We start from the raw sequence: 11664 nt of genomic DNA, 5'->3' as shown, positions 1-11664 counted from the left end.
ACCCACGTTCGCGATCGGTATCTGCTTTTGTGGGGTACGCCCCGTGCCATGTGTTCTTGCGTTAACAAGCGGTTGGGAAGATTCTGCGATGTTCGATGTGTTCGGGAATTGGCCGGTGGCCCAGCGTTGCTGTGATCGAATGGTGACGCAGGCATGAGCCGCCCCACTCGCGTCCGTCCTACCCGAACCCGCGGAGCCCGAGTCACCACGTTGCCGCAGCTCATGGCGACTGCGGTGGAGTCGAACCCCGATGGCATCGCGCTCGTGCACGCCGACGCCACCACGACGTTCGCACAGCTGAGCTATGCCGAACTCGACAATCGATCCAACCGGCTGGCCAGACACCTGATCGACCACGGCGTCGGGCCGGAGGACTTGGTCGCCGTGGGTATCCCGCGGTCGGCGGAGTCGGTGGTCGCGGTGTGGGCGATCGCCAAGTGCGGTGCCGGGTTCGTTCCCGTCGACCCGAACTATCCTGCCGATCGGGTCGCGCACATGGTCTCGGATTCCGGTGCCGTCCTGGGTTTGACTGTCGCTTCAATGCGCGCCGACCTACCCGACCGGGTCGATTGGCTGGAAATCGACACCGCCGAGCTCGAACAACTGTTGGGGGAGTACCCGGCGGATCCGGTCACCAATGCCGACCGGGTACGGCCGCTGCGGGCCGAACACCCCGCCTATGCGATTTATACGTCCGGATCGACCGGTGCGCCGAAGGGCGTGGTCGTCACGCAGGCGGGGCTGTCGAGTTTCTGCGATGAGCAGCGTGAGCGCTATCGGGTGACTGCCGCATCGAGGACCCTGCACTTCGCCTCGCCTTCCTTCGACGCGTCGGTGCTGGAATTGTTGCTGGCGCTGGGTGGGGCCGCGACGATGGTCGTGGTGTCGCCGACCGTGTACGGCGGTGACGAGCTGGCCGAGCTTTTGCGCAGGGAGCGAGTGACGCATGGGTTCATCACCCCGTCCGTTCTTGCTTCGCTGCCCCCCGAGGGACTCGATGAGCTGCGGGTAGTGGTGGCCGGTGGTGAGGCGTGCCCACCAGAGTTGGTGCGGCGCTGGGTGCTACCGATAGCCACGGGAACCCGCGAGTTCTTCAATGGTTACGGGCCCACCGAGACCACCATCATGGTCAATATCAGCGCACCGATGACGCCGGGCGTACCGGTGACGATCGGTGGCCCGATTCGTGCGATCACCGAATACGCGTTGGATGCGCAGCTGGTGCCGGTCCCGGACCGAGTGGCAGGCGAACTCTATGTCTCCGGGGCGCAGCTGGCCCGTGGATATCACGATCGGCCGGGGTTGACGGCTGCCCGGTTCGTGGCCGATCCGTTCGGCCCGCCCGGCTCGCGGCTGTATCGCACCGGTGACCTGGTCCGCTGGACCGCGGATCGGGAGCTGGAGTATCTGGGGCGCAACGACTTCCAGGTGAAGATCCGCGGCTTCCGGATCGAGCTCGGCGAGATCGACGCGGTCCTCGCCGAACACGAGACCGTCGATTTCGCCGTGACCATCGGGCACCAACTGGAGAACGCGGGCACGATCCTCGTGTCGTATGTGCATGCCGCGAACGGTTCGCCGGTGGATCCGGCGGAGCTGACGGCGCTGGCCGAGCGCCGCCTGCCCGCACATATGGTGCCGACCACCATCATGGTGCTCGACGAGATTCCGTTGACGCCCGTCGGCAAGCTGGATCGGGGGGCACTGCCGACCCCGCAGTTGCGTACCAGCGCTTTCCGCGCCCCGTCGGGGCCGATCGAGACGTTGGTCGCCGATACTTTCGCCGACCTTCTCGGTACCGACGCAGCGGTCGGTGCCGATGACGATTTCTTCTCACTCGGTGGCAACTCACTGATCGCCACGCAGCTGACGGCCCGCTTGGGCGCGGCGCTGGATACTCGTGTTCGGGCGCGCTGGCTGTTCGAGACGCCGACCGTCGCCGGGTTGGCCGCCACGCTGGCGGAGCATGCGGGTTCCGGCGGCCGCGCCGCGCTGGTGGCCGGTCCGCGGCCGGAGCGTATTCCACTGTCGCTCGCACAGCAGCGGATGTGGTTCCTGAACCAATTCGATCCGGCATCCGCGGCATACAACATTCCGATTGCCGTACGACTGACCGGTGAGCTGGATCTCGTCGCACTGCAGCAGGCCGTCGCGGATGTCGTGGCCCGTCACGAGGTGCTGCGCACGGTCTATCCGGCACACGATGGCATCGCCTACCAATCGGTGCTGCCTGCGGGGCAGGCGGTGCCGGATGTCTCCCCGCAGCGGCTCGACGCCGCCGCGTTGCGCGAACAGATCGGCGGGCTGGTTGCCGCGGGCTTCGACGTGACCACCGAGGTTCCGTTGCGCGCCAAGCTGTTTCAGGTCGATGGTGTCGACGCCGAAGACGAATATGTGTTGGTGCTCGTCGCGCATCACATCAGTGCCGACGGCTGGTCGATGGGACCGTTGACCCGTGACCTGATGCTGGCGTATGCGGCACGCAGTGGCGGCGAAGCACCGGCGTGGGCTCCGCTGCCGGTGCAGTACGCGGATTTCGCGCTGTGGCAGCGCGCGGTGCTCGGTGCCGAATCCGATCCGGAATCGCTTGCCGGACAGCAGTTGTCGTACTGGACGCAGGCGTTGGCCGGGCTGCCGGATGAACTGAACCTGCCGTCGGACCGCCCGCGTCCCCCGGTGCAGTCCTTTGCCGGTGGCCACATCGATTTCGTGATCGATGCCGAGCGGCACGCGGCATTGGTCCGGCTGGCACAAGAACACAACGCCACCCTGTTCATGGTGGTGCACGCCGCGCTCGCCGTGCTGCTCGCGCGCTTGTCGGGCTCCGACGACATCGCTATCGGTACTCCGGTGGCCGGTCGCGGCGAGGCCGAGCTCGACGACGTGATCGGCATGTTCGTCAACACCCTCGTGCTGCGCACCGAGGTGGCGGGGCGCCTGAGTTTCCTCGAGTTGCTTGCGCGGACCAGGGAAGCCGACCTGCAGGCGTTCGCGCATGCCGACCTGCCGTTCGAGCGACTGGTCGATGTGCTGAGTCCGGAGCGCTCCTCGGCGCGGCAGCCGCTGTTCCAGGTGATGCTGTCGTTCCAGAACCTGCCCGACGCCGATTTCGAGCTCCCCGGGTTGCGGATCGGTGCGGTGGACTTCGAGGTCGACACCGCGAAATTCGATCTGTCGTTGACCATTCAGCCGACGGCAGGCCCCGATGGCGGTATGGCGGCCTCGCTGTCGTTCGCCGAGGATCTGTTCGACGCCGCCACCGTCGCCGGTTTCGTCGAGCGATTCACCCGGGTGCTGGTGGCGGTCACCAGTAATCCCGACGCGCCGGTGGGCGATCTGCCGGTGTTGGCCCAGGACGAGTACGAGATGCTCACCCAGGTGCCTCCCGTCGATGTCACCGGTGCGGACCTGCTGCCGGATATCTTGACCCGCGGTGTGCGATCAGGTGCCGACCGCACTGCGGTGCGGTATCAAGACCGGTCGATCAGTTATGGCGAATTGGACGAATACACTTCGCGATTGGCGCGGGTGCTGATCGATCGTGGTGTCGGTCCCGACCAGCTGGTTGTGCTGTGCTGCCCGCGCTCCTACCAGACGGTCGCGGCCATGATGGCGGTGGCGAAAGCCGGTGGCGCGTGGGTGCCGGTCGACCCGACGCACCCGCGGGATCGGGTGCAATACATGGTCACCGATTCCCGGGCGGTTCTCGGCGTCACCTTCGCCGAATATGTCGATGAACTGCCCGATGATGTGTCGTGGCTGGTTCTCGACGACCCGGAGATCGAGCAGTTGTGCGCGGCGCAGTCCGCGGCTCCGGTGACCGATGCGGATCGGTTGGCGCCGTTGCACATTCGGCACCCCGCCTACGTGATCTACACCTCCGGCTCGACCGGCCGCCCCAAGGGTGTCGTGGTCACCCATACCGGTCTCGGCAGCCTGCTCGACTACGCGATCGAGCTGCACCGGTTCGGGCCGCAGCATCGAATGTTGCACGTGCGCACCACCATTGCCGACCCCTCGGTGCTGGAATGGATGTGTGCCTTCGCCACCGGCGCGACCTTGGTGATCGTACCGTCGACCGTTGTCGGCGGGGCCGACCTGAGTGAACTGATACGTGTCGAGCGCGCGACCCACACGATCATCACCCCGGCGGTACTCGGCACTTTGGATCCGACCGGGATGGACGACCTGGTTGTCGTCGATGTCGGTGGCGATGTCACGACCACGGAGCTGGTCGACAAGTGGCAGCCCGGCCGCCGGTATCTCAACGCCTATGGTCCGACCGAATCCACTATCACCTGCTCCTACGGTGATCTGGTCGCCGGACAGCCGGTGACCATCGGGCCGCCGGTGCCGGGGACCTCGGCACTGGTGCTGGACGGCAGGCTCAATCCGGTCCCGCCGGGTGTGGTCGGCGAGTTGTATCTGGCCGGAGCCGGATTGGCCCGCGGCTACAACAATCGCGCGGAGCTGACCTCGGAGCGCTTCATCGCCAATCCGTGGGGCGAACCGGGTACCAGGATGTACCGGACCGGTGATCTGGTGCGCCGGGTGCCCGAGCCCAACGGTCCGGCCGGTTGGACACTGGAGTATCTGGGGCGCACCGACTTCCAGGTGAAGATCCGTGGTTTCCGTATCGAGCTCGGTGAGATCGACGCGGTACTCGGTAGCCATGACGACGTCGAATATGTGGTCACGATGGGCCGCGAGACGGCAGCGGGCGCACAGATTCTGGTGTCGTACGTGCTGGCGGCGCCAGGTCGCGTTGTCGATCCGGCCCGCCTCACCGAATTCGCCGCGCGCAGTCTCGCGCCCTACATGGTGCCCGCGGCGATCGTGGTGCTGGACGAAGTCCCGTTGACCCCGATCGGCAAGCTGGATCGTAAGGCGTTGCCGGAGCCGGAGTTCAAGGTGACGGTGTCGCGTGAACCCGTCGGTGAGGTGGAGTCGCGGCTTGCCGCGTTGTTCGCCCAGGTGCTGGGTGTGGATCGGGTCGGTGTCGACGATTCGTTCTTCGCGGTCGGTGGCGACAGCATTATGTCGATTCAGTTGGTATCGCGGGCCAAGGCGGCCGGGATCGTGTTCACCCCGCGGGATGTGTTCGAGCAGAAGACGGTGGCCCAGCTGGCCAGGGTCGCGGTGAACGTGGGAGATGTCGCCCTGGTGGAGTTGGCCGAGCTGCCGGGCGGTGGCGTCGGCGAGGTCCCGTTGACGCCGGTCGTGGCTGCTTCGCTCGCTGCCGGTTCGTTCGGCCGGTTTGCCCAGGCCATGGTGCTCGGGCTGCCGGAGGATATCGACCACGCGGGTTTGGTAGCGACGGTCGGCGCGGTGCTCGATCATCACGACGTGCTGCGCTCGCGGGTATCGCAGGTCGATGGACGCTGGCGTTTCGAGGTGCAGGCACCGGGCGCCGTCGACGCGGCCACGCTGGTGCGCGAGGTCGAGGTACCCGCGGGTGTCGACGAAGCGGAGCTGAACCGAATCGGCCGCGCCGCTATGGATTCCGCGCTCGCTGCGCTGGATCCTGCCGCGGGCGTGATGCTGGCGTTGCGGTGGTTGCGCAGGCCGGACGCACGCGACGCGCTGATCGTCGCGGCTCATCACGATGTGATCGACGGTGTGTCGTGGCGCATTCTGATCCCGGATCTGGTGCTGGCCGGGGTGCAGCGTGCGTCTGGGCAACCTATCGCGCTGCCCGCCACCGGCACGTCGTTCCGGCGTTGGGCGCACGGTTTGGTCGAGGAGGCCGCCGGTGCCGCTCGGATCGCGGAACTCGACTACTGGCGCGGGTTGCTGGCGGCATCGGATCCGCTGCTCGGCATCCGGGCCCTCGACCCCGCGGTGGATACCCACGCGACGGTGCAGCAGTTCGCGGTCCAGGTACCGGTCGAGGTGACCGATGCGGTGTTGACCAAGGTGCCCGCGCTGTATCGGGGTGGTGTCAATGATGGTTTGCTCGCGGCGCTCGCTCTGGCGGTGCGTTCGTGGCGGGCCAGGCGGGGCATCGATGCCCCGGTCACTCGGGTGCGGTTGGAAGGACACGGCCGTGAGGAGGATGCGGTCCCCGGTGCGGATCTGACGCGCACCATCGGCTGGTTCACCAGTCTCTATCCCCTCGCGGTCGATCTGTCCGGTGTCGACATCGATGCGGCCAACGCGGGCGGGGCGGCTACCGCGGCCATGCTGAAGTCGGTGAAGGAGCAGCTGCTCGCGGTGCCGGACAAGGGCATCGGCTTCGGCATGCTGCGCCACCTCAATCCCGACACTGCCGCTGAGCTGGTCGGCGATCTCGGTCAGATCGGGTTCAACTACCTCGGGCGCGTCTCCACGGGCGGGGTGCCCGAGGGTTTGGCCGACGCGGGTTGGCTGCCGACCGGCGATCTGGGTGATCTCCCCGCGGAACTGGATCCCGCCATGCCCGCCGCCGCGGTGGTGGACATCAACGCGATCGTGGTCGACACGGATGCGGGCCCGCTGATGAATGTCATGTTCCAGTACGCCGCTGAGATTCTCGACGAGGCGGCGGTGCGGGAGCTGGCCGATGATTGGCTTGCCGCGCTGACCGCGGTGGCTGGGCATGTGACAGACCCGGCGGCCGGTGGTCTGACGCCGTCGGATGTGCCGCTGGTGCGAGTTTCCCAGGCGGAGTTGGACATATGGCAGCGGGAGCATCCCGGCCTGGTCGATGTGTTGCCGCTGTCACCGTTGCAGTCCGGGTTGCTTTTCCTGATGGATCTGCTGGCCGGATCGGTGGATGCCTACGTCACCCAGTTGGCGGTCGAGCTGTCCGGCGATCTCGATCTGGATCGCATGCGTCGTGCGGCGCAGGCGATGCTGGACCGGCACGCGAACCTGCGGGCTGCCTTCGTACCCGCCGCGGATGGCACCCAGGTGCAACTGATCGCCGACGGTGTACAGGTGCCGTGGCAGATAGTCGATGCGGTGCCGGATGCCGATCTGGCGTCGATGATGTCGGCCGATCGGCGGCTCGGATTCGAGCCGACGACGGCGCCGTTGTTGCGATTCACGGTGTACCGCACCGAAACCGGGCGTACGCACCTGGTGCTGACTTCGCATCACATTCTGCTGGATGGCTGGTCGACGCCGCTGCTGATGAAAGACCTCATGGTCTTCTACGTGACGCACGGGGATGCGTCCCTGCTGCCGCGTGTGCGGCCCTATCGCGATTACCTGGCCTGGCTGTCGGCGCAGAATCGGGAACTCACCGAGCGGGCCTGGGGCACCGCGATGGACGGGGTCGAGCCGACCCTACTGGCCCCGGTGCTGCCCTCGCCGCCTGCCTCGGCGGACGGCTTCGGTACCAACTCCTTCGAGCTGTCCTCGGCGGAGCTGACCGCGTTCGCCGCCGCGGCCGAGGTCACCGCCAACACCGTGGTGCAGGCCGCGTGGGCGCTGGTGATCGCCGGCATCACCGACCGCGACGATGTGGTGTTCGGTGCCGCTGTTTCCGGGCGGCCGCCGCAGTTGGACGGTGTCGACGACATGGTCGGACTGTTCGTGAACACCATCCCGGTCCGGGTTCGCTTCGATCCGCAGATGACGGTGCACGAGCTGTTGGGCAAGCTGCAGGGTGAGCAGGTCGCACTGCTGGACCATCACTACCTCGGATTGGCCGACGTCCAGCGCGCCGTCGGTGTCGGCGAATTGTTCGACACGCTGGTGGCTTTCCAGTCCTACCCCGTCGATGCCGACGGGTTGCAGCAGGCAGGCAGCAATATCGACGGCCTGGCGGTCGCGGGGTTGCAGTCGGCCGAGTTCACGCACTACCCGTTCTCCGTCCAGGTCGAGATGGGCGCCCAGATTCATGTGAAGGTGATGCACCGGCGCGACACGGTGACCGACGCGGTGGCGCGCGACATCGTGGAGCGATTGCGGATCCTGATCACCGAATTGATCTCGGCACCGCAACGCAGCATCGCGGCGACGAACGCGGTGCTCGACGCCGCGCACACCGACCTCATCACGCAGGCCAAGTACTGGCGCAGCGCATTGGCCGAGCTGCCGGATGAGCTGACTCTGCCCGCGGATCGGCGCCGTCCGGCCCACCGATCGGCCATGGTCGGGCAGGTGCCGTTCGCCGTCGAGGATTCCGTGTACCGCGGACTCCAGGCCATGGCCGACGAGCGGAACACGACGATCTTCACCGTGGTGCACACCGCGCTCGCGGTGTTCCTCGCACGCATGTCGGCCACCGACGACATCGCCGTCGGTGCGCCGGTCACCGGTCGGGCCGTGACCGAATCAAGCCATGCCGCAGCCACATTCGTCAATACGGTGGTGCTGCGTACCCTGGTGCGTGGCAAGGCCACGTTCGCCGATCTGCTCGCGCAGGTGCACGCCGCGGAACTGGATGCGTTCGCGCACGCCGACATTCCGTTCGATCAGCTGGTCGAGCTGCTGAACCCGGAGCGTTCGACAGCACGCCACCCGCTGTTCCAGGTGGCGCTCTCGGTCGACACCGACACCGACACCGATGCCGGGGTCGGGGTCGATACCGGGCAGCTCGATCTGGCACTGAACATCCGCCGGTCCGACGACGGCTCGCACGCGGAGTTCGCCTATGCGCGCGACTTGTTCGACGAGGACACGGTGCGGGTGTTCGCGCAGCGATTCCTCCGACTGCTGGATACGATTCTCGCCCGGCCGGATGTGCCGGTCGGTGATGTGTCCCTGCTCGCTGACTCCGAATACGAATACCTGACTCGGGTGCGGCCCGGCCAGTCGATGGTCGGTGTGGGTCCTGCTGGCACCGAGCGGGCACGGCCGGCCACGTTGCCGGAGCTGATGGGGGCTGCGGTGGCAGCGAACCCCCTCGGTATCGCCGTCGTCTTCGCCGATGCGACGACGACAGCGGCGCAGCTGACCTACGCCGAACTCGACGCACGGTCGACCCGGCTCGCGTGGTCGCTGATCGAGCGCGGGATCGGTCCCGAAGATCTTGTGGTGGTAGGGATTCCGAGGTCGGTGGAGTCCGTGCTCGCGGTGTGGGCGGTGGCCAAGACGGGCGCGGGATTCGTGCCGGTCGACCCGAATTATCCGGCCGAGCGGATCGCGCACACGGTGTCGGACTGCGGTGCGGTGCTCGGGCTCAGCGTCGCTTCGGTCCGCGGTGACCTGCCCGACCAGGTCGAATGGCTGGATATCGACGATGCCGCGGGGGCGGGGCATCCGGACGCGCCGATTACCGATGACGACCGCGTACGGCCGTTGCGCGGCGCGCATCCGGCGTACGTGATCTACACATCCGGGTCGACAGGCACGCCGAAGGGCGTGACGGTCACCCAGGCCGGGCTGGCGGGCTTTTGCGAGGAACAGCGCGTTCGGTATCGGCTGACGAGTACCGCGCGCACACTGCATTTCGCGTCCCCCGCCTTCGATGCGTCGGTGCTGGAGCTGCTTCTCGCACTCGGCGGCGCGGCAACGATGGTGGTGGTCTCGCCCGCGGTCTACGGTGGCGGCGAACTGGCGGCACTGCTGCGCCGCGAGCGGGTGACGCACGCGTTCATCACCCCGGCAGCCCTTGCCTCGGTGGATCCGACCGGTCTCGATGACCTGCGTGTCGTGGTTGCCGGCGGTGAGGCATGTCCGCCGGATCTGGTCCGGCGTTGGGTCTTGCCGATCGGGCAGCAGGGCACCCGTGAGTTCTACAACGGCTACGGGCCGACCGAGACCACGATCATGACGAACATCAGCGCCCCGATGGTGCCGGGTGCGCCGGTGACGATCGGCGGCCCGATCCGCGAGATCGGCGAGTACGTCCTCGATGAGCGGCTACGGCCGGTGCCCGATGGCGTGATCGGCGAGCTCTACATCACCGGGGCGCAGCTGGCGCGCGGCTACCATGCCCGCCCCGGGCTGACCGCGGGACGGTTCATTCCGCATCCGTTCGACACCAACGGTTCTCGCGTGTACCGCACCGGCGACCTGGTGCGGTGGACTGCGGACGGCGAGCTGGAATACATGGGGCGCAACGACTTCCAGGTGAAGATTCGCGGTTTCCGTATCGAGCTCGGTGAGATCGATGCGGTGCTCGGCGCGCACGAGAATGTCGACTTCGCGGCCACCATCGGCCACGAACTCGACAACGGCACAACGATTCTGGCCGCCTATGTGCACGTGATCGACGCGGCCGAAGTCGATGCCGACCAGTTGACCGCGTTCGCGCAGCAGCGGCTGCCCGTGCACATGGTCCCGACCACCATTACCGTGCTCGACGAAATTCCGCTGACGCCGGTCGGCAAGCTGGACCGACGCGCGCTGCCCGAACCGGTATTCGCGGCACGGGCGTTCCGCGCGCCGTCGACGCCGGTCGAGAAGATCGTCGCGCGGGCGTTCGCCGAGGCGCTCGGTCTTGCCGAGAGCGCCGACGATGGTGCGGCGGATGATCGAATCGGGTTGGACGACAACTTCTTCGAGCGTGGCGGCAACTCTTTGGTCGCCACGAAACTGGTGCGTCTGCTGAGCACGGCGCTCGACGAACGTATCCCGGTCATGTGGGTGTTCAACGCACCTACTCCGGCGGAGCTGGCCACCGAGGTGGAGCGGCGCCGCGGCGGCCAGGTTGCCGACGATTCCGCGTTCGATGTGTTGCTGCCGTTGCGGCAGTCGGGATCGCTGGAGCCGCTGTTCTGCATTCACCCGGTCGGTGGTCTGTCCTGGTCGTTCGCTGGTCTGGCCGCGCACATCGATCGGGAGCGGCCGATCTACGGTTTGCAGTCGCCCTCGCTCGGCTCCGACGAAGCGATGCCGGATTCGATCGAAGATTGGGCGCGGCGCTACATCAAGGAGATCCGTTCGGTCCAGCCGCAGGGGCCGTACCACTTGTTGGGCTGGTCGCTCGGTGGTGTCATCGCGCACGCCATCGCTGTGCAGTTGCAGGACGAGGGTGAGCAGGTCGGTCTGCTGGCGATGATGGACAGCTTCTTGGCTACCGCCGGTGATGCCGGTGACGTCGAGGTCGTCGTAGCCGACAGCGCACCTGCGCCGCTACCGATTGCCGAGCTGGTCGGTGGACTGTTCGGTGACGTCGAGCTCGATCTCGGCCTCGATGCGGAGATCGACGTGGCAAGGCTTGCCGACCAGTTGGCAGGACTGCCGGAGCCGTTCGCTTCGTTCGGCCCCGAGCGGATTACCCGAGTGGTCGACGCGGGTATTCGATCGGCGGTCCTCATGTACGAGTACCGCGCCCGCCCGTTCCATGGTGACCTCGTCTACTTCACCGCGGCCCACGATGCGCCTGCCGGCAAGGCGGGAGTCGCGACATGGGTCGACGCGGTCGATGGCACGGTGCACGACTTCGCGGTGGCGCAAACGCACTGGCGGATGACGGCGGGCTCGGCGCTCGCCCACATCGGTTCGGTACTGGCCCAGGTGTGGGCAGGTTCGCCCGAAGGTGCTGCCGCTGTCGAATGAGTAGCAGGTGATAGTCGGGATCGAGCCGGAAGTGGCCGACTCGATCCCGACCGACACCGCGCTCGACCGGATCGCTAAGGTGCTGACCGCGCCGTGGCGTCGCACGACATTCTGAATCATCGGCTAGTCAGAACATTTGCCGACGACTCGCGTCATCCCGGTGCCCGGGTTGAATGAAAGCTACTTGGGCGTAACACTGTGGGCGCGCCTACCACGGCGCACGCCTACACT

Annotated in this window: 1 protein-coding gene; it reads left to right on the top strand. The window is 66.9% G+C overall.

All coding sequences use genetic code 11. The annotated features are described in order from the left end of the window. The first annotated feature begins 153 nt into the window (after nucleotides 1-153). Nucleotides 154-11433 (top strand): amino acid adenylation domain-containing protein, encoded by an 11280-nt coding sequence (locus AB0M74_RS09450; protein ID WP_364903907.1) that lies wholly within the window; start codon nucleotides 154-156, stop codon nucleotides 11431-11433. Nucleotides 11434-11664: the final 231 nt, after the last annotated feature.

Source organism: Nocardia sp. NPDC051463 (genome assembly GCF_040681975.1).
Lineage (GTDB): Bacteria > Actinomycetota > Actinomycetes > Mycobacteriales > Mycobacteriaceae > Nocardia.
This window is presented reverse-complemented; position numbering and strand designations above follow the sequence as displayed.